19 protein-coding genes are annotated in these 19,154 nt (G+C 41.2%); 6 read left to right on the top strand and 13 right to left on the bottom strand.

The features are described from left to right. The first annotated feature begins 1,507 nt into the window (after positions 1 to 1,507). Positions 1,508 to 1,612: a YjcZ family sporulation protein gene (locus IEV91_RS20610; protein WP_188499309.1), complete on the top strand. Its 105-nt coding sequence runs from the start codon at positions 1,508 to 1,510 to the stop codon at positions 1,610 to 1,612. A gap of 30 nt (positions 1,613 to 1,642) precedes the next feature. Here the strand turns inward: IEV91_RS20610 and IEV91_RS20605 are convergent, their stop codons facing one another. Then, positions 1,643 to 2,077, bottom strand: coding sequence for a YkvA family protein (locus IEV91_RS20605; protein ID WP_204871355.1), 435 nt, complete (start codon positions 2,075 to 2,077; stop codon positions 1,643 to 1,645). A 426-nt stretch (positions 2,078 to 2,503) separates the two neighbouring features. Between IEV91_RS20605 and nhaC the strand changes: the two genes are divergently transcribed. Then, positions 2,504 to 3,925, top strand: coding sequence for a Na+/H+ antiporter NhaC (gene nhaC, locus IEV91_RS20600; RefSeq protein ID WP_188499308.1), 1,422 nt, complete (start codon positions 2,504 to 2,506; stop codon positions 3,923 to 3,925). Between the two features lie 82 nt (positions 3,926 to 4,007). Here the strand turns inward: nhaC and IEV91_RS20595 are convergent, their stop codons facing one another. Further along, positions 4,008 to 4,586, bottom strand: coding sequence for a competence protein ComK (locus IEV91_RS20595; protein WP_268236419.1), 579 nt, complete (start codon positions 4,584 to 4,586; stop codon positions 4,008 to 4,010). Between the two features lie 415 nt (positions 4,587 to 5,001). Between IEV91_RS20595 and IEV91_RS20590 the strand changes: the two genes are divergently transcribed. Together IEV91_RS20590 and IEV91_RS20585 are read left to right on the top strand one after the other, a co-directional pair. Beyond that, positions 5,002 to 5,736 (top strand): WecB/TagA/CpsF family glycosyltransferase, encoded by a 735-nt coding sequence (locus IEV91_RS20590; RefSeq protein ID WP_188499306.1) that lies wholly within the window; start codon positions 5,002 to 5,004, stop codon positions 5,734 to 5,736. A 196-nt stretch (positions 5,737 to 5,932) separates the two neighbouring features. After that, positions 5,933 to 6,895 carry a D-2-hydroxyacid dehydrogenase gene (locus IEV91_RS20585; protein ID WP_188499305.1) on the top strand — a complete coding sequence of 321 codons (963 nt, stop codon included), beginning with the start codon at positions 5,933 to 5,935 and terminating at the stop codon, positions 6,893 to 6,895. A gap of 109 nt (positions 6,896 to 7,004) precedes the next feature. Here the strand turns inward: IEV91_RS20585 and IEV91_RS20580 are convergent, their stop codons facing one another. Continuing rightward, complete coding sequence (locus IEV91_RS20580) at positions 7,005 to 7,517, bottom strand: universal stress protein (RefSeq protein WP_188499304.1); 513 nt, start codon at positions 7,515 to 7,517, stop codon at positions 7,005 to 7,007. A gap of 236 nt (positions 7,518 to 7,753) precedes the next feature. On the opposite strand from IEV91_RS20580, the gene IEV91_RS20575 reads away from it, so the two are divergent. Both IEV91_RS20575 and brfA read left to right on the top strand, forming a co-directional pair. Continuing rightward, entirely contained in the window at positions 7,754 to 8,683 is a 930-nt protein-coding gene (locus tag IEV91_RS20575; RefSeq protein ID WP_188499303.1) for a manganese-dependent inorganic pyrophosphatase, read from the top strand. Positions 8,684 to 9,227: 544 nt separating this feature from the next. Further along, positions 9,228 to 9,509, top strand: coding sequence for a ribosome rescue factor BrfA (brfA, locus tag IEV91_RS22115; RefSeq protein WP_229745680.1), 282 nt, complete (start codon positions 9,228 to 9,230; stop codon positions 9,507 to 9,509). Here brfA and IEV91_RS20570 read toward each other — a convergent pair. The 10 genes from IEV91_RS20570 to IEV91_RS20525 form a co-directional block, all read right to left on the bottom strand. Next, the gene (locus IEV91_RS20570; RefSeq protein ID WP_229745679.1) at positions 9,495 to 10,448 is read right to left on the bottom strand and encodes an LCP family glycopolymer transferase; all 954 of its coding nucleotides are present in this window, start codon (positions 10,446 to 10,448) and stop codon (positions 9,495 to 9,497) included. The two genes, brfA and IEV91_RS20570, sit on opposite strands and share 15 nt — an antisense overlap. A gap of 234 nt (positions 10,449 to 10,682) precedes the next feature. After that, a complete protein-coding gene (locus tag IEV91_RS20565; RefSeq protein ID WP_188499301.1) occupies positions 10,683 to 11,126 on the bottom strand; it encodes a hypothetical protein in 444 nt (147 codons plus the stop codon). A gap of 569 nt (positions 11,127 to 11,695) precedes the next feature. Continuing rightward, positions 11,696 to 12,469 carry a putative hydro-lyase gene (locus tag IEV91_RS20560; protein WP_188499300.1) on the bottom strand — a complete coding sequence of 258 codons (774 nt, stop codon included), beginning with the start codon at positions 12,467 to 12,469 and terminating at the stop codon, positions 11,696 to 11,698. Positions 12,470 to 12,484: 15 nt separating this feature from the next. Next, entirely contained in the window at positions 12,485 to 13,678 is a 1,194-nt protein-coding gene (locus IEV91_RS20555; RefSeq protein WP_188499299.1) for an NRAMP family divalent metal transporter, read from the bottom strand. Positions 13,679 to 13,702: 24 nt separating this feature from the next. Then, positions 13,703 to 14,470, bottom strand: a complete 768-nt coding sequence (locus IEV91_RS20550; RefSeq protein WP_188499298.1) for a 5-oxoprolinase subunit PxpA — start codon at positions 14,468 to 14,470, stop codon at positions 13,703 to 13,705. A 12-nt stretch (positions 14,471 to 14,482) separates the two neighbouring features. Beyond that, positions 14,483 to 15,484 (bottom strand): 5-oxoprolinase subunit C family protein, encoded by a 1,002-nt coding sequence (locus IEV91_RS20545; protein WP_188499297.1) that lies wholly within the window; start codon positions 15,482 to 15,484, stop codon positions 14,483 to 14,485. Further along, a complete protein-coding gene (gene pxpB / locus IEV91_RS20540) occupies positions 15,477 to 16,193 on the bottom strand; it encodes a 5-oxoprolinase subunit PxpB (RefSeq protein WP_239541457.1) in 717 nt (238 codons plus the stop codon). Before pxpB ends, IEV91_RS20545 begins: the two co-directional genes overlap by 8 nt. Positions 16,194 to 16,244: 51 nt before the next feature. Next, positions 16,245 to 16,556 (bottom strand): 2Fe-2S iron-sulfur cluster-binding protein, encoded by a 312-nt coding sequence (locus IEV91_RS20535; RefSeq protein WP_188499295.1) that lies wholly within the window; start codon positions 16,554 to 16,556, stop codon positions 16,245 to 16,247. A 1-nt stretch (position 16,557) separates the two neighbouring features. Beyond that, positions 16,558 to 18,279, bottom strand: a complete 1,722-nt coding sequence (locus tag IEV91_RS20530) for an FAD-binding protein (RefSeq protein WP_188499294.1) — start codon at positions 18,277 to 18,279, stop codon at positions 16,558 to 16,560. Positions 18,280 to 18,709: 430 nt separating this feature from the next. Beyond that, on the bottom strand, positions 18,710 to 19,154 hold a 445-nt coding region (locus tag IEV91_RS20525; RefSeq protein WP_188499293.1), incomplete at its 5' end, for a ThuA domain-containing protein.

The following is a 19,154-nucleotide window of genomic DNA, read 5'->3' as shown; positions in this document are numbered from 1 at the left end:
CTAATCAGCCGCTTGCTCTCATTTCTGTCCAAAGGCGCCCTGTCTTCGGACTCTAATCAGCCGCTTCCTCTCATTTCTGTCCAAAGGCGCCTCATCAGAGAAAGTCTATTTTGTTGAAACCCTTTCTTCCTTCATCAACCGTATGTTTCTTGAAAAACTTGGCTTACACTAGGTCCTTATCCATGCAAACAAATTTTTTACCGATCTCTTTATTGCTTCGACGGCTTTCATATTCTTTGAGAAAAACCGGGCATGCCCGGTCCTTATTCAGTTGGGAATTAAAGTGTTCTTTCACCAAAAGACAGCATCAGCAATCCAGTTGATTGGAACGGAAGACGCGAGACTCCTTCGGGAACAGACGTGTCCGAAGATCCATTTTGGAGCACATATAGTCCATTCCAAAATTAGCTGAGGCCGTGCCCGAGGAAAGCGAGCAGCCTGTAGTGAAAATCAACACTGTTCACTCTGGTTATATCCAAAATTTTATGCTTTCTTTCCTTTTAAGAAAAACCAGGCTTAAAAGCGTGCCCGGTCCTTATTTAGTTGGGCATTAAAATGTTTTCTTACCAAAAGGCATCGTCAGTACCAAGAGGATTGGAGCGGAAGACACGAGATTCGGAACACTTATACTCAGTGTGTTCCTCAGCACCGATGACTCACGGATGCCTAAACTAGACTCCTTCGGGAACGGGGCGAGCGTTACTTCAAGAATACACTTCGAGTTGTTCCGAGAAAGCTTACTACGAGTAAACGCAGGAACAAAGGATTTATTGCTTAAAGACTTGGGAACACAAAGAGTCCATTCCAAAATGAGTTGGGACCACGATTGTGGGGATGAGGAAAGCTAACGTTTTTGAGCAGAGATCCACACCGTCCTGATGACTAAAATTTTATCCTTTATGATCTTTTTCAAAAAAAGCCAGTAGCCTATAACACACATTCTGAGTAAATGAAAAAAAGGTGTATATCTTTTTAGCATTGTGGACATCATAATTTTTGAAGAGGAAAGAAAAAAGTTTTTGGCACTATCGGCTAAATTTGAGGAGATGGTTCGTTTGGAAAAGGAAGCTTTTCACGAAGAACATTAAACCTTTGAAAGAGGGTGTCTCCGAAAGATAACTAACCGAAAGACCCACTAACTTAACATTTCCTTCTTCATGAAGGGTCCTGCCATCTCCGGTGGGATCCTTTCATTATGGGAACTTTTAGGATAATTCCCTTTGTTTATGAGGAAAGGGTACCCTATTCATTTTAGGCTTTAATTTCTCATTTATTGGCATTACCTTATGTATTCAGTCACTGATCTTTCTATTTCATTCTTCTTTTCAAATGTAAAGACTCCGCCATGTTTGGTCAAGGAGCTTAGCCTTCTTTCATCATCACATGAGTGACACATTCCTGTACTGGCTCCATTCTGACCAATACTTTTCATATAAGCGGCAATCGCCTATTCAAAATCATTCCCTTTGTCATACGCTATAGTATCACTTGACTAGGTGGTGATTTCATGAGTTATGGTGTAGATGGAGGCGCAGGTTTCGGTAACGGCTTTGCGTTGCTCGTTGTGTTGTTCATTTTATTGATCATCGTTGGCGCAGCTTACGTTTGGTAAGACCATTTATCCACTAGAAAAAATAGAGGGTCACTCAAATCCATGAGTCCCTCTTTCCTCACCCTTTATTTCCTTCTTGCCTGTTAAAGCTTGATAGGCTTTGGCCTTATGTTCCTCTTTTACATATTTACCAAGGGAGGCAAGGGCAGCCGCCACAACACTCGCATCATCCGTGTATCCGAGTAAAGGAAGAAAGTCCGGCAAGGCATCCGTCGGCATAATAAAATAAGCAAGGGCTCCTACTGCAACCCCTTTTGCCCACACGGGTGTTTTTGAATCTAGCGCACAATAATACAATGCCACCGCCTCATTCACAAAAGGCACTCTCGAGGCATAACGTTTTATCTTTTTCCAAAAGCCTTCTTTTATATAGGCCTCTTTCTCAGCCATATTTTCCGGCTGAACCTTTAGCTTTTCTATATCAACATGTCCGTTTTTTATGTCTTCCTTTTCTTTTTTGTCCATGTTCGTTTCCTCCTTACCCTTCCAGCTTTCGACCCTACCTTACTGATTTTATCCTTTTTACTCCATTATTAATACTAAATACTCATATTATAAAGATAATCCCTAACAAATCAAAGCTCCATCCATCGATGCGATGTCCAATTCACCCTCTCCTTGCGACCTTACTATGTCTCATTTAAGGTATACCGATTCATCCCAGAGTATTTTTACGAATAATGAAGTTTAAGTCTCCATAACCCATGAGGAGTAACTGAATACACTAATATGCTGTAATACCCGAATTTACTGTCAATTCAAATTGTATTAAGATTATTATATACCTTTTCTAAATGTTTCAGCAGTCATCGTCAGCCTCACTTAACGGCACGTTAACTTGCGAGAATGTAAGGAATGGTTTAAATAAATGATCTTTAAAGGAGTGATTTGTTGGAGTCAGAAATTAAAAAACCATCATTTTCCTATGCACTTGCCATGCTCATTGTTGTTGCTGCTATTATTGCTGTGGGACTTCTTGTCTTTGGTGCTCCGATTCAAATCTTGATGCTTATCGGTATAATTGCTTTAATCCCATTTATGAAGGGTCTAGGTTTTTCCTATCAAAAAATTGAAAAATCAATGATCACTTCTATGAGTAAAGCTTTACAGCCGGGACTCATTCTTTTAATCGTCGGGATTTTAATCGGCGCATGGATAGCTGCAGGTACGGTGCCAACTTTAATTTATTATGGTATCCAAGCGATTTCCCCACAATTTTTCTTAGTCACAACTTTGCTTTTTTGTTCAATTGTCTCTTTAGCAACAGGAACCTCATGGGGAACTATTGGTACAGCAGGCTTGGCTATGATGGGCATCGGTGCTAGTCTCAATATCCCTGTTGGAGTAACCGCTGGCGCCATTATTAGCGGAGCATATTTTGGTGATAAAATGTCACCGCTCTCTGATAGTACAAATTTGGCACCTGCAGTGACGGGAGGCGATCTCATCAGCCATATCAAGCATATGGTGTGGACGACACTTCCTGCCTATATCATCACGGCCATTATTTTTACATTCATTGGATTAAAGTATGGCCATCAAAGCATCGATGCAGAAAATGTCAATACGTTAACGAACTATTTATCTGAACACTTTCATCTTGGGATTATTCCACTTATCCCAGTGGCTGTTCTCTTCTTGCTACTCATCTTAAAACAACCCGCGGTCCCTTCTATTTTTATCGGATCAATGGTAGGCGCGCTCATTGCGCTTTTCTATCAAGGGGTTGGATTTGTCGATATGTTAAACATTCTATATAGTGGCTATCATGTCCAATCGGGCATTGACATGGTTGATTCTTTACTTCAACGCGGAGGATTGACGAGTATGCTTGAACTCATTGCCCTTTTCCTCTTCGCTCTTGGGATTGGTGGTATGTTGAGCGAAGCCGGGGTATTAGAGGCCCTTATTGCTTCCTTTGCCAATCGCATCAAACACACCGGATGGCTAGTCTTTGCCACCATTATTTGCACGTATGCTACCTTGGCTATTGGTGGGGCTGTCTATTTCTCAACAGTCATGACCGGGACTTTAATGAAACCTATTTTTGACAAACTTAACTTAAAGCCAGAAAATTTATCTAGAATATTAGAGGATGCAGGGACGCAGAGCGCAGCCCTCATTCCTTGGACTGGAAGTGGTCTCTTTACTGCAGCAGCATTAGGGGTTTCTCCATTGGTCTATATCCCCTTCTGTTTTTTAGCACAAATGACCCCACTCGTTTCTCTCTTCTATGGGATTACCGGTATCACTATGAAGGAGAAGGAAAAAGTGAGGAAAAGAAAAACGTCTACAAAAGTAGCAGAAGCCTAAAATCACTTATTTCTATAAAATTCCCCCTAAGGTACGTATACAATAACCTAGGGGGATTTCTATAAAGAAGAATGAGCCTTCCTTATAAACTGCTAATAAGTTTGTAAAATCCATCTTCTTTAAGTAATATTTCCTCTAAATGCTTTGGCTCTGCGTATAATCCTATTTCATAGACTTTGGAAAAATGATCTGGATGATGGGCCGCTTGCTCCTCGGATTCTTCCATAATATGTTTAAGCCGGGAACCGCGACAGACCTTCAAATCAAAGGTGGATGATTGCATGGATAGGGGATAGGTCTGGAGATTACTAAAGATGACTAAAGTCTTATGATTCTTATGGCTTCCTTTAATCTTGTCCCAGTCTTTAACATGATTGTGGGCTAGCCAGATACAATCAGCATTCTCTGGAGATGATAATGGAAAAAAGATGATCATTTGACTATTACTAATGACAATCGGAGGCATATGGGTAATCTTCATTAATCGTTTAGTTCCCTTTTTACGCCCTTCATAACTTGCACTAAAAAACTCGCATGAATGTTTAATAATATCTAAAGGTTTTTCCCTGACCACAATTATTCGCTCTTCTTCTAAAACAACGGTTTGTCTGTGACCAAATTCTCCTAATGAAGGAAATAAGGCCATGGTGTGGGTATTAATAAAGTACCGCTCAGCCTCGACAATTTTAACGATCTTAATGACCTCCTTAAAGCTTAAATTTTAGCATTTACTCTATACTCTTTTCCCCCATTGAACCTCACATCGTGAATGGCACCACAACCAAAAGATTGATTTTCTTCCCATCCTTTTCACCTCCAATAAAAATATTGTTATCTTTTGTGCCAGGTCCAAGGGTTAGCAGACATAAGCAGTAAAACTCAGCCATTAAATGCCATAAATGGACTATTGTTGTCAAAATCTATTGTACATCTTTTTTACATATTTGGGAAGATATTTTACCTAAAATTTCGACATTTTTCTCTTAATTCTTCTTCCAGAAGTTGAAATTGCTCTGAATCTAGTGATTGTTTTATAATAAAGTGGAAATAAAATAAAGAACTTGTGAGGTAGAATAGTGGAAAATAGACTCCTAGGGAATGTAAAAGTGAACGTTACGAATAGGAATGAAATTTTATCTAAAATCACCACTCGTCTCAATGAAAAACAAAAAACTGTTATTTTATTTCTCAATGCCCACTGTTATAACATAGCGCAAAAAGATGACATCTATCGAAAGCATATTAACGCAAGTGACTTCGTATTAAATGACGGCATAGGCGTGGAATTAGGGGCTAAGCTCTTTAATTTCCGATTTGATGAAAATCTTAATGGAACTGATTTTACGCCGCAATTATTAGAAGCGGCCGCCATATCAGGTGACAGTATCTTTTTATTAGGTGGACAGCCTGGTGTGGCAGAGACGGCTAAAACTAAGCTTGAGAGACGCATCCCTGGGTTAAAAATTGTAGGCTGCTCAGATGGCTATTTTACTCATTCTCAAAAAATAGTAGAACAGATCAATCAATCTAAAGCCGATATCGTGATTGTAGGAATGGGCGTCCCTTTACAAGAAAAGTGGATCTATAATCATAAGGATCTCATTCATTCCACATTGTTTGTCGGTGTAGGCGCCTATATCGATTTCGCTTCTGAACGGATTAAAAGAGCGCCTTCCTTATTACGTAAAATGCGTATGGAATGGCTGTATAGACTCCTACATGAACCCAAAAGATTATGGAAGAGAAATATTGGAAGTCTTATTTTCTTTTACTATATTTTTAAAAATAAGTCCCGAAAAAAACGAGGGTGAGATCCCTCGTCTTTTCTTGTATGAGAAGATACGGAGGTGACTAAGTCATTCATTCTCTTCGTGCCTTCACCCGACATGTGACTTTATGAATAAAATTTAAAATGTTTTTAATCAATAACCAAATCCGGACCTATTGTCTGCAATACTATCAAGATTTTGATAAAATAAGAACATAAACTGCAGATGAGGTGGCTATATGCAAAGAAAACTTGTGATTGCACATGATATTAATGAAAGCCTTCTTCAACAAGTAAAAGACGTTATTCCGGATTGGGATATTATTATGGGAGGGCATCCCGAGGTCTGGACAAAACATATAAAAGACGCTGAGGTCATCGCGGGTTGGAGAACCAAGATGGTGGAGCCTTGCTTACATAACGAGAGCTCAAAGTTACGCTGGATTCAAAGCTGGAGCGCAGGTGTGGATTCCTATCCTTTGGATACTCTAGCAGCTCGAGACATTTACTTAACGAGTGCCAATGGTGTCCATGCCTACCCTATTTCTGAAAGCATTTTTGCATTGATGCTTGCCCTCACAAGAAAAATTGCCACTTATGTTAAACAACAACAAGACAAAAAATGGGATGAAGCCAACCTTAACCTTGAAGTCCACGAGAAAACGATCGGGATTATCGGCGTAGGTGCTATCGGAAAAGAAACAGCCAAGATCGCAAAGGCTTTTGGTATGGAGGTCATCGGTGTCCGGCATTCCGACAAACCAGAGCCCTTTGTCGACACAATGGTGACAACAGAACAATTAAATGCTATCTTACCGAGCTGTGATTACGTTGTTGTGACCGTACCACTGACCCAGGAAACCCATCATCTCTTTGGAGAAGAACAATTTAACCTTATGAAACCGACAGCCTTCTTTATTAATATTGGCCGTGGCGAGGTCGTTGATGAGCAGGCCCTTACAAAGGCTTTGGAAACAGAACAAATTGCCGGAGCAGGCTTAGACGTTTTTGAAAATGAACCCTTGGATAACGATAGTCCTTTATGGTTATTAGATAACGTCATTATCACCCCTCATTCCGCGGGTTCAACAGAACACTATACAAAACGTGTGATCGAGGATCTCCTCATCCCTAATTTAAAAGAATACATTAAGGGAAAAGCCCCTTCTATTAATCTTGTTGATTATCATAAAGGCTACTAATGAATAAAATCCAAAGTTTGCCCTTATAAGGTCTTCCGCAAAGTTAAACCAAAAAAACAGGCGGACATTGCTCTTTAGCACTATCCGCCTGCCAATCCGAATGTTCCTTCTATTTTACGACAAGCACAGGACATTCGGATTCTTGAATTACCTTTTGACTGACACTCCCAAGTACAAGTTTTTTAATCCCAGATACTCCGCGACTGCCCACGACAATAAGATCGAAATCATTCACTTGGGCGTGCTCGCAAATCACTTGAACAGGCTCACCTTCTAGAACCTCTGTCTTCGCTTTGACATGCTGTTTTTCTAAGATTTCCTTGGCCAATCTTAAAATGTCTTCCCCTTCTTGTTGTACCTCTTGTTGTTTCCCCTGTTGCACGAGGTCAGCTTCATGAACATCTATAGAAGCTTGGCGATCCACAGGATATTGGTACATCCCATTATTGAGAACAACTGGATTGACTTCACTTGTTGCTCCCACAACAAAGTCCAAACCCTTTCTTTCCTTTACGACCGTCACAACTGTAAGTTCACCCTCTAAGTGATTCGCTGCATGTACAAGCGCCTTCTGACTACCTTCAGAGCCATCAAATGCCACCATGATATTATTGTACCGCATTTTAGAATCTCCTCCTTTTGAACTTCACTTATTATTGTGATACCCCTTACATGGTTGCATTTAACTTACAATTGATTACAACTCTTTATCTATTACGTAACATTTATAAGACGCTTCCCTTTCCCTTCTCCATTCTCACTACACCTGCCTATGATTTGTATGCTGATTTATGGTAATATTTATTTATACTCGTTAGGTTTTACTCACTCATATGAATACATAAGGAGACATGCTCAATGGAAAAAGTGCTCATTTTCGGACACAAAAATCCTGATACCGACACCATCTGCTCAGCAATTGCTTATGCTGATTTAAAAACCAAACTAGGGTTAAATGTCGAACCCGTTCGTTTAGGTGAAATTAACGGGGAAACACAATTTGCCCTAGACTCATTTCATGTCCAAGCCCCACGCCTTGTTGAAAAGGTTGCTAGTGAAGCCAAGGAAGTTATTCTTGTCGATCACAATGAACGCGGGCAAAGTGCTGACGATATTGATCAAGTCCGTGTACTAGAGGTGATTGATCATCACCGTATTGCTAACTTCGAAACTGCCGATCCGCTTTATTACCGTGCGGAACCCATTGGTTGTACTGCAACGATTCTAAAGAAACTCTATAAAGAAAATGACGTTGCTATTTCTAAGGAGATTGCAGGCTTGATGTTATCAGCGATTATCTCTGATTCCCTTTTATTTAAATCCCCAACATGCACCAATGAGGATGTAACCGCAGCACGTGAACTGGCTGAAATTGCTGGCGTTGATCCAGAATCCTATGGTTTAGATATGTTAAAGGCGGGCGCTAATCTACAAGACAAAACAGTAGAGCAGCTCATCACCCTTGATGCGAAGCCATTTGACATGGGCAATGCTAAAGTTGAAATTGCTCAAGTCAACACTGTGGATACTCAAGAAGTGTTGGCTCGCCAAGCTGAGATTGAAGCGGCGATCACAAAGACTATTGATGAAAAGCATTTAGATCTCTTCTTATTTGTGATCACCGATATCCTACAAAACGATTCAACAGGCATAGCCTTAGGTAAAGAAGCGAGTAAAGTTGAACAAGCCTTTGGTGGAACGCTTGATAACAATACTATTCTTCTTAAAGGTGTTGTCTCACGTAAAAAGCAAATTGTTCCTAATCTTACCGACGCCTTTGCAAAATAAAAAAGACTAGTGACAATAAAACGAGATTGAGATAGACGTATTTCACTCAAAGGAAAATCCGAACATTCTATGAATGAACGGATTTTCCTTTATTCTTAGCATGGGGGCGAATCGCTCCATCAAAAGACTTCACTTTCCATGGGCACGGCCTCAGCTCACTTGGAGATGGTTGATATGTGTGTTCTAAAGTATTTATGAAAAAAGTTCCCTTGTTCCTGTGTCTACGAGTAGTGCTTCGAAGTCAGCTTACTCGGAACAACTCGAAGTCTATTCGTGACGTAACGCGGGTTGCTAATCCCGAAGGACTAAGGAAAGCGATTAGGAGAATAACGTTCGCAAAAAAAAATCGTGGCTCTTATGATTTTTTAAGTCTCTGTATTTTGGCTACGCTCTCCTTTTCCTTGAACTTGCATTGTTCGACGATATTTGTATTCATTATTTTGTTTCGTCCTACCTCATTTCCTGTTCGTATTCGGCTTCCCGTATTCCCTTTACCGCTTGAACACCATATAATAAGAAGTATTAAAATAGAGGAGTGAGCGCATTGTCCCATTCAAAAGCAAAAAAGCAACGCCAGAAAAAGGTAAGAGAAGGAAAAAGAAATCCAGAACTTAGTCGTAGTCCCTTCGCATTCACTGATATGCAAACTCGAATGACCAAAACAAAGAAAGACAAACTTTATCATTGTAAGCACAAGAACTCACTAACCGATGACCGGACAGAGGGTTCTTTTTATTTGCCCAATTTATTGATGATAAGGAATAATCCGAGAGAATTAAAAACCCTCACTTTTCGTGAGGGCATCATAATCTTACTTACTTGCTAATTGATTTTCAATTTTATTATGCACATTTTGGAACTCTTCATCAGAGACAAGTACCCAACTGATTTTATCAATAGTACCAGTTGTTCCCTTCACTTCATAATCCTTAATGTTTTGCTGACAAGTGCGGTAGTCTGTAGCCAAACGCTTCATATCATCGAAGGAAAGATTCGTTGTGACATTTCCACCTAAAACATCAAGGACATTATCAATTTTCGTCACAGATGTGAAGCTTTTTCCTTTGTGAAGAATCCCTTGGATGACTTCACGCTGTCTTAAGTTTCTCCCAAAATCCCCACGGTTATCTTCATGACGCATTCTAACAAAGCCCATAGCTTTAGGTCCGTCTAAATAAATTTGCCCTTTCTTATACACATAGCCTTTCTTATAAAACCCTTCATCCGTCCATTGTATATCATTATTGACTGTAATGCCGCCAACAGCGTCAACAAGATCAGCTAAACCTTCCATGTTCATTTTCACATAGTAAGGAATATCAATGTTCAAATATTTTTCAACTGTTTTTACCGCTAGCTCTTCATCTCCATATGCATAAGCAGCATTAATCTTACTATAGCCGGAGCGACCTGGGATTTGGACACGTGTATCCCGGGGAATGCTTGTCATAAGCATCGAATTTGTACTTGGATTTAATGAAGCGACAATCATGGTATCTGAACGACCCTTATCACCTTTACGTTCATCGACGCCTAGTATCAATATATTAATCGGTGTTGCCGACTTTTTATTTTTAACAAGAGGTAAATCCTCATTTTTTACGCCTTTAAGGGGATTGTACATTTTATCTGCCGTTTTACTCACAGAATGAAAAATATAGAACCCATAGCCACCAACAGCAACAATCAAAATCCCTAAAACAATGCCAGCGATTAAGAAAAATCGTTTAAGCTTTGATTTCGGTTTGCTTCTTTGTGATCTCAAAAATGTTCCTCCTATAAAACGTTCTATTCTTACACAATATGACAGATTCATACATATTTTGTCTCACTCTTATTAAACTCTATTTCTCTCACTTTGTAAACATATTTTTTGTTGAGGAAACCTATAACCCATCTACGATCAATGACTCTCTTTTACCATGAAAATCCACGTCCTGACAATAAAAAACCACTATAATAGTCCTGAGACTTTTATAGTAGTAATAAGGGTAGAAGATTATTCATCTAAATACATTTCTCGAATATTAAAAAAATAACGGATAGACTTCCCATTTACATCCCTAACTTTTACATAGGGCATTGTATCTTCAATCGCATCAAAAAGTAATTCAGGATATTCATTATTCCAGTCATCAGTAAATAGAAGTTCCTCGGCGTCCTCAGTAAATAAAGGCAGGGCCAACGGGGTCTTTATTCTTTGTGGAGGAATATCCGATCTGAAGAAGCGATATATGGTGTCGGTTATCGCAACATCAAGCAAAGTCACCTTAGCAGTAATTTCTTCATAAATGACATTGACAGTACTTTCAACTGTGAGATAGTACTTAATATAATCTTCTTCCTCTTCGCTATAATCATTCGTCTCAATGACAACAACTACTGTTTTGAACAAGGAATCAAAAACTTGACTTTTTCTATACAAATCCTCAACTGCACCCACAATTCCACCTCCTCTATTCCTTTTACACAGTATTGCCAAAATTCAATGGAATATAATAAACTCCTTTTATCTCATAGTTATAGACCGTCACAGCCACTATAGCCTCACTATCCCCAGTCTATTTCCTGTAAAATCATAATATGATACGCTGACACTCTTGGATAAAAGGTCAAAGTTAGAGATAAAGGAAGGTTCTACGATTTGTGTTTTGAACTGCTCGCACATCTCTGAGACACTTCCCTTGGTCCTGTGGGCATGAGGAAAGCGAGTAGCCGGGTGCGAAAATCCACACTATCAGCTCGAACAGGAATCACCTTAGCCGTTGTTGCTTCATCATTGACTTCAATTCCTAATATGGATACCCCTAAGAAAAGCAATACGCTTTTTGAGAGATGGCCTTTGAATAATAAAGGAACCATTAAAGAGAGCTTAAAAGTGTTTTTAAATGGTTTTTGCCCCAACTAAAAAGCAAATGAACTAGTAGGATTTCGAACTAAAAACCCCCTCTCAGGAACCTAAAGTTCGTAGAGAAGGGGGTGATCAGTAGCTCTATATATCTTGATAACTTCTTATTCTTTTCTATCCGTAACAAACATATGCCCAGGTGCGTGAGTAATCATTATTTCAGGTTTTACTTGCATCGCGACCGCCTGAGGCGTCACCCCGCAGGCCCAAAAAACAGGCACTTCATTTTCTCGGATAGGAACGGCATCCCCAAAATCTGGCCGGTTAATATCCTCGATCCCTATGCTTGCCGGATTTCCTATATGAATAGGTGAACCGTGGACGTTTGGAAATTGGCTTGTCACTTCTACAGCTTTAACCACTTGATGTTCAGGGATCGGTCGCATACTGACCACCATCGGGCCTTCAAAGCGCCCAGCCTTATGGCATTGGATATTGGTTTTGTACATTGGAACATTGCAATCTTCCTCAATGTGGCGTACGGGCACCCCTGCATTCATGAGGGCCTTCTCAAATGAAAAACTACACCCTAGAAGAAACCCAACCATATTCTCTGTCCATAAATGTGTAATATCTGTTGGTTCTTCAACCAGTTCGCCTCTACGATACACTCTATACTTGGGAAGATCGACACGAATATCCGCTTCCGGAGCCACCAATGGGAGATGGGGTTTTCCCAAATCGGTCACATCCAACACAGGGCAAGGCTTTGGGTTTCGTTGGCAAAAAAGTAAAAATTCATAGGCTAATGCCTTTGGAAGAATGGCAAGGTTGCCCTGTGTATATCCTTCCGCAACACCAGAGGTAGGCTTAACCCATTGGTTATTTCGAATGATTTGTCTTACTTCTGAAGGTGTTGCTGTTGCTAGTGATGACATCTCTTACCCCTCCTATTATTCAAATAACTGCGGTATACCATTAACTAGGGAGTAGATCCCCATGTAAGCCATCGCAATAACGACAATGCCTCCGAAAATGGTCATCCATAATGGATGCTTATAATCACCTACAATTTTCACCTTATAGGCCGCAATCAGCATAACCCCTAGAGAGATCGGGAGAATCAATCCATTTAATGAACCAACAAGAATAAGAATCTTAACAGGTTGTCCAATGAGAACAAAAACGAGCGTGGAAACCGCAATAAAACCAACAATTAACCATTTATGATATTTCTCTAAAACCGAGCTAAAAGTGCGAATAAAAGAAACAGAAGTATAAGCCGCACCAACAACTGAGGTGACGGCAGCTGCCCACATCACAACACCAAAAATCTTATAGCCTACCATGCCCGCCGCTAATTTAAAGACAGAAGCTGGTGGATTACTAGGATCCAATTGAAGACCTTGGGCAACAATGCCTAAAGCCGCTAAAAAGAGAAAGATCCTCATGATAGAGGCGATACCTATGGCTGAAACAGAACTTTTTGTGACCTCTTTTAACGCCTCTTTCCCTGTCACTCCTGCATCAACTAGCCGGTGACCACCCGCAAAGGTGATATAGCCACCGACGGTCCCCCCAACAAGAGTGATAATCGACAGCACATCGATTTTGGCAGGGGCGAATGTCCGAATAACAGCTTCACCCACTGGAGGATGGGCTGTAAACATGACGTATATCGTTAAAATAATCATGACAAAACCTAAAATGAGAGCAAACCGATCCATAACCTTACCTGCTTCACGAACAAGGAAGATAGCAATAGCAATAATGCCACTCAATAACGCACCTAATTTAGGACTCATACCAAAAAGAACATTCGTTCCTAATCCTGCCCCCGCGATATTTCCAATATTGAAGGCAAGTCCCCCGAGGACAATCAGAAGCGAGAGAAAAAATCCAAGCCCGGGTAAAACATCATTGGCGATATCCTGTGCTCTTTTCCCAGAGACTGCTATGATACGCCACACGTTAAGCTGAGCTCCTAAATCAATAATAATTGAAATAAGGATGACAAAACCAAAACTTGCTGCCAATGTTTGTGTGAAGCTTGTCGTTTGGGTAAGGAAGCCTGGCCCGACAGCAGAAGTGGCCATTAAAAACGCTGCCCCCATTAAAAGACTCAATTGTGATTTATTTTTTGTCATGTATCCCCTAACCCCTTTTTGTTTTTATACAAACGATGAAATCTTTGCAATTGAAATATCAGCTTTGACTAAAGTCTCGCTAATATATTTTGCAAATTCTACGGCAAATTCTCCATCACCATGAATACAGACAGTGTCCGCTTTAATGGAAATATCATTGCCTTGGACTGCCTTAACTTTTCCTTCATTCACCATTCGAATCACTTGGTTTACGGCAACCTCTCGATCCTTGATCAGGGCATTCGCCGCTCTTCTCGAGGTTAAGGTGCCATCTGCTTGGTAGGTGCGGTCCGCGAAGACTTCGCTGGCTGTTCTCAATCCTGCCTTTTGACCAGCTTTAACAAGTTCGCCACCGGCTAATCCGAATAAAACCAAGTCAGGATTGACTTTGTACACGGCTTCTGCAATGCCTTCCGCTAACCCAGCATCTTTGACTGCCATATTAAAAAGGGCTCCGTGAGGCTTAACATGTTGTAGAGTACCGCCCTCTGCTTGTACAAAAGCATTCAAAGCGCCAATTTGGTAAACAACGAGATCATAAGCCTCCTGAGGTGAAATATCCATATTCCGTCTTCCAAAGCCGATTAAATCTTGTAAACCGGGATGAACACCTATCCCAACGTTCTTTTCCAGCGCGAGTTTAACTGTTTTACGCATTGTCGCCGGATCACCTGCATGGAAACCACAGGCAATATTTGCAGAAGTAACATAATCTAAAATTTCTTCATCTCTTCCCAGTGTATAAGCACCAAAGCTTTCACCTAAATCAACATTTAAGTCCACAGTACTCATCTTTACATCCTCCTATTTTGATCTTAATAAAATGCCATTTTTAAGCTGTTGAATCTTTAATTCTCTTTCCAATAACAACTGCTGCGCTTCCTCTTGGGAGACTTTCTGAAATCTTACTTTATCTCCTGGCTTAAGCTGAGCTATTTTCGGAAGATCAACAGTAATGACTTGTCCAATTTTGGGATAGCCACCCGTTGTTTGCCGGTCAGCCAACAGGATAATAGGGTTTCCATTCGAAGGAACTTGAATAGTCCCAAAGGTTACTGCTTCAGAAATCAATTCTTCTGGCGTCTCCAGTTTGAGCTGTGGTCCACTTAGTCTATACCCCATACGATCGGACTGAGGTGAAATCGTAAAAGGTTCCGTAAAAAGTTTTTCTCTAGAGTTGTGATCGAATAAGTGTGCCTGTCTCCCCGCCATGACTCTCAACTTGGGTTCAGACTCAAGAAGAGGCAATACATCAGGCGCCACAGACCAACTAAATTCAACCACCCCTGCTGCTTTTTTCTCAGGAGCCAATCCCTCTATCATTCTATTGGCCCAAGATGAGCGCTGACCAAATGGAATGTTATCTCCTCCTTTTAACGCTCGGCCTTTAAACCCTCCAATACCTGCCCGAATATAAGTTGAATAACTCTCCATGACTTTGGGAATATCAAATCCTCCCGCGACTGCAAGATAAGCCCTGCAGCCTGATCGACAGGGGCCGAATATGAGGTTACTTCCGGCTTTCACATAGATGGGGCGCCACATTCTGACCGGTTTTCCATCAATTATAGGCGAAAGGTCCCCACCACAAATAGCAATGAGTGCCTCTTCTTTAAACGCTATACTCGGTCCTAAAAGAGTAAGTTCAAGGGTCGGTGCAGTCTCTAAGTTTCCTACTAAAAGATTAGCGAGACGGTGGGCGAGCTGGTCCATCACACCGCTGACAATGACGCCAAATTTCTGATAGCCAAATCTCCCTAAATCTTGAATGGAGGACAAGAGACCCGGTTTAAGAATTTCAATCATTAGCGGTCCCCTCCCATTCATTGAATTCCTTTAGAGTAATGGGTGTAAACTTTATTTTGTCTCCTGCCTTTAAAAGACTTGGAGATGAACTGCCCGGCCTAAATAACTTAATAGGTGTTTTGCCTATAAGTTGCCAACCCCCTGGGGTTTCGATGGGATACACCCCGGTTTGCTTTCCGGCAATTCCAACTGTTCCTGCCGGGATGTTTAATCTAGGTGACTCTCTTCTTGGCGTTGCTATTTTTTCAGACATGCCCCCAATGTAAGGAAATCCCGGGGCAAAGCCGATCATGTAGACCACATAATCACCATTTGCATGAAGATCGATCACTTCGTCTATTGTCAAACCATTATGGCTCGCCACATTTTCTATATCTGGTCCTAAATCACCACCATAGCAAACAGGGATCTCCACGACCCGTGGCTCAGAAGCCGTTCCTATATTTAAATCTAATAAGAATTGATCAATTAGATCACAGACCTGATGGTAAGGCAGCCTTGAGTCTTGGCTATGCTGAATAAAATAAAGGGGATGATATAAAACCGTTACCGTCGTAAAGGCTGGGATATATTCTATCAACCAATCAAAATGAGTGTGGTCGAAGAAATTGGCCACGGCCCTCACCTTATTCATCGTTTCTACATTAATATCCTTACCTAGCTCAATAATGACCCCGCTGTCTCCCATAGGATGTAATGCATAATCCATAGTCACACCTCTGCTAATAATCTATAATCTATCTATTCATGGTCTTTATCGTTAATCTATGATCGTGACAATGTCTTTTACCCAAGGCCGCTTGGGAAGGGGCTCAATCGTTGTTGTTGAACCCTCTGTTGCCCTAATACTGCAGAGATAGCCTGGTTTTCCATTGACGAGGGCCATACATTCTTTACACGCATTAGCTGATCGGCAGGAATATCTTACACCGAGAGAGGGATCCTCTTTTTCGCGAATCCATAATAGCGCATCAAGCAAACTCATACCTTCTTTAAAAGGCGTTTCATACTCTCTCAGCTCTTTATCCTTCTCAGCGTCGCCTCTCGTCACCATCAGTCGAATATTAGACATCTCATTGCACTCCTTTATTAACCGTATGATCAGGGCTTATTTCCTTTTTGAACTGCCATTGTCCTCCCTCAAATGTAAAGATAGAGCTAAAGCCTTGTTTTAGAGTCTCTGAATAATCTAATCGAACATGAGCGCCTCTTGATTCCTTTCTCTCAAGTGCCCCTCTAATAATAGCCTCACCGATAAAGGTCATATGATAGGCCTCTAACTTTTCAACAAAAGGTAGACCAAAGTGCGACTGTTCCTCTAAATCAATTTGCAAACACGTCTGCCGCAATTGTAAAATGGCCTCTAAGGCCTCTTTTAAAGTTTCCTCCGAGCGAAGTGGGCCAGCCCCTTGCCACATGACCTTTTGAATGCTTCTTCTTAATTCTAATGGGGTTTCACTCTTTCCCTTTGATGTCTCATGGTGCCAAAAGGCTTGTAACCTTGACCATTCCTTTTCTTTTTCCTGTTTCAGTATTTTGTCATCCTCAGGCTCATTCCTTTCACGGCTCGCCGTTTCACCGGCTATTTTCCCGGTGACTAATGCCTCCGTAATCGCATTACCTGAAAGACGATTGGCTCCATGCATACCGTAAATCAGTTCTCCACAAGCTAACAGACCCGGTACCGTTGTTTCCATGTCCTTGTTCACTCGGATACCTCCGAGCATAAAATGGGCCATAGGTGCCACTTCAACAAGATCTTTGGTTAAGTCAACACCTTGATTTAATAAAATATCAATAACAGGACCAAATCCTTTTCGCAATTCATCTTCAGGAACCATGCGAAAATCTAGATAAGCACCGCCATGGGGCGTCCCCCGCCCCGCTTCAACTTCTTTAAAAATCGCTAGACTGGTCATGTCACGGGTCGCCGTATACTTCCCGGCTTTTTCATTCGCATAACGATCCATAAATTCTTCGTAATTCCCATTTAACAAACGTCCACCTAGTTTATAGCGAAAGGGATCCCACATGATGGGATCGATACCAACAAGCGGCGGAAAAAGATGGGCAATAGGGAAAAACTGAACCATTTCCATATCACGAAGCTCGCTACCGGCTTGAGCTGCGAGGAGGAAACCGTCCCCAGTCATATTCACCGACGCACTATTTCGTTCATAAACCTCTGTCAATCCACCCGTTGCTAAAATAACCTGTGAAGCCGAAAAACTGACCGGCTCCATGGTTTCCATTGAAAAACCAACAGCCCCGATCACACGCTCCCCTTTTTTGACTAATCTCGTTATCATTACATTCCTAAGTCGCGTGATTTTATCCTCACGCCAGATTGCCTTCCTGAGACCGTTGGACGTCGCGCCACCGGTATTCAAAATATCAACATAAACACAGCGCTTGCGGGAATGTCCCGGGGAAACAACTTGTGAGTGTTTTCCATCCTCCGTCTTTGCCCAACGAACACCAAATTTTTCGACTTCGAGAATAACTTCAGGTCCTTTTTCAACAATCGCTCTTACAATTTCGGGATCAGAGAGTCCCCTTCCCCCCTCCATCGTGTCATGGAAGTGAATGTCTGTATCGTCCTCTTCTGCATCGCCTAAAGCCACAGCGACAGTCATCTGAGCAAGAATTGTCGCTCCACCTCGGCCAATCAAACTTTTATCCGCTAGAATCACTTGAGCCCCTTGGTCAGCTGCTGTTCTTGCGGCCATCATTTCTGCTGCCCCAGAACCAATGACTAAGACATCTGATCGATAGTCTTGAGTATGTTCAACCATATATCACATTCACTCCTTAGATTTATCAACGTGCACTTATGACCTCTTTTGCTATGGGATAGCCTATAAAAGCCGATAAAACAGATCAACTTAATCAAAATTGCTATATAAATCATTGAAAAAGAGCTAAAGAGGAGGGAAATGCTTACAGAGGAAATCTTTTAATTATTTTAAACCTACAAATAAATTATATATTAATATGAGATTATCATCCTAGCATAAAGGTGTCAATAAAATCAGACTAGCACAAAAATAGTGATAGAATTTGGTGGCTTACTCAGGAAAGGGAGTCCTTTTAATTGATATAGTGGCATCAAAATTTACCAAAAAATGACCCCTACTCAGGGAAAAGCTTTTTCTAAGTAGAGGTCATTCATCCATGATGGATCATTTTGGTGCACATCGTTTACAAAGTCTAGAAAATCACTTATTAGATTTCCTCAAGCGGCTGGACATTTCCGCGAATCGGTTGCTCACGCTTGGTTGGGGCAACATAGTTGACGGCATTTTTAATGACGCGTTGCACATCTGCGTGATAATAAGTAGGGAAGGTTTCATGACCTGGTCGGAAATAAAAGATTTTCCCTTGCCCTCGGTTAAAGACACACCCACTGCGGAACACTTCGCCGCCTTTGAACCAGCTCACAAACACAAGTTCATTGGGCACTGGAATGTCGAAATGCTCACCATACATCTCTTCATGCTCCAATTCAATCGTCTCACCGATACCTTCGGCAATCGGATGATTCGGCTGAACCACCCATAGGCGTTCATTTTCGCCAGCTTCACGCCATTTCAAATCACATGACGTTCCCATCAGCTTTTTGAAAATCTTAGAGAAGTGACCTGAGTGCAGCACGATCAAGCCCATTCCT

It is taken from the genome of Pullulanibacillus pueri (assembly GCF_014639255.1).
Taxonomy (GTDB): domain Bacteria; phylum Bacillota; class Bacilli; order Bacillales; family Sporolactobacillaceae; genus Pullulanibacillus; species Pullulanibacillus pueri.
This window is presented reverse-complemented; position numbering and strand designations above follow the sequence as displayed.

Excerpts from the sequence above, each read along its gene's own strand:
- IEV91_RS20585 (WP_188499305.1), top strand. The coding sequence starts at position 5,933 with ATGCAAAGAAAACTTGTGATTGCACATGATATTAATGAAAGCCTTCTT.
- IEV91_RS20610 (WP_188499309.1), top strand. The coding sequence starts at position 1,508 with ATGAGTTATGGTGTAGATGGAGGCGCAGGTTTCGGTAACGGCTTTGCG.
- IEV91_RS20550 (WP_188499298.1), bottom strand. The coding sequence starts at position 14,470 with ATGAGTACTGTGGACTTAAATGTTGATTTAGGTGAAAGCTTTGGTGCT.
- IEV91_RS20530 (WP_188499294.1), bottom strand. The coding sequence starts at position 18,279 with ATGGTTGAACATACTCAAGACTATCGATCAGATGTCTTAGTCATTGGT.
- IEV91_RS20545 (WP_188499297.1), bottom strand. The coding sequence starts at position 15,484 with ATGATTGAAATTCTTAAACCGGGTCTCTTGTCCTCCATTCAAGATTTA.
- IEV91_RS20535 (WP_188499295.1), bottom strand. The coding sequence starts at position 16,556 with ATGTCTAATATTCGACTGATGGTGACGAGAGGCGACGCTGAGAAGGAT.
- IEV91_RS20555 (WP_188499299.1), bottom strand. The coding sequence starts at position 13,678 with ATGACAAAAAATAAATCACAATTGAGTCTTTTAATGGGGGCAGCGTTT.
- pxpB (WP_239541457.1), bottom strand. The coding sequence starts at position 16,193 with ATGGATTATGCATTACATCCTATGGGAGACAGCGGGGTCATTATTGAG.
- IEV91_RS20575 (WP_188499303.1), top strand. The coding sequence starts at position 7,754 with ATGGAAAAAGTGCTCATTTTCGGACACAAAAATCCTGATACCGACACC.
- IEV91_RS20605 (WP_204871355.1), bottom strand. The coding sequence starts at position 2,077 with ATGGACAAAAAAGAAAAGGAAGACATAAAAAACGGACATGTTGATATA.
- IEV91_RS20560 (WP_188499300.1), bottom strand. The coding sequence starts at position 12,469 with ATGTCATCACTAGCAACAGCAACACCTTCAGAAGTAAGACAAATCATT.
- IEV91_RS20580 (WP_188499304.1), bottom strand. The coding sequence starts at position 7,517 with ATGCGGTACAATAATATCATGGTGGCATTTGATGGCTCTGAAGGTAGT.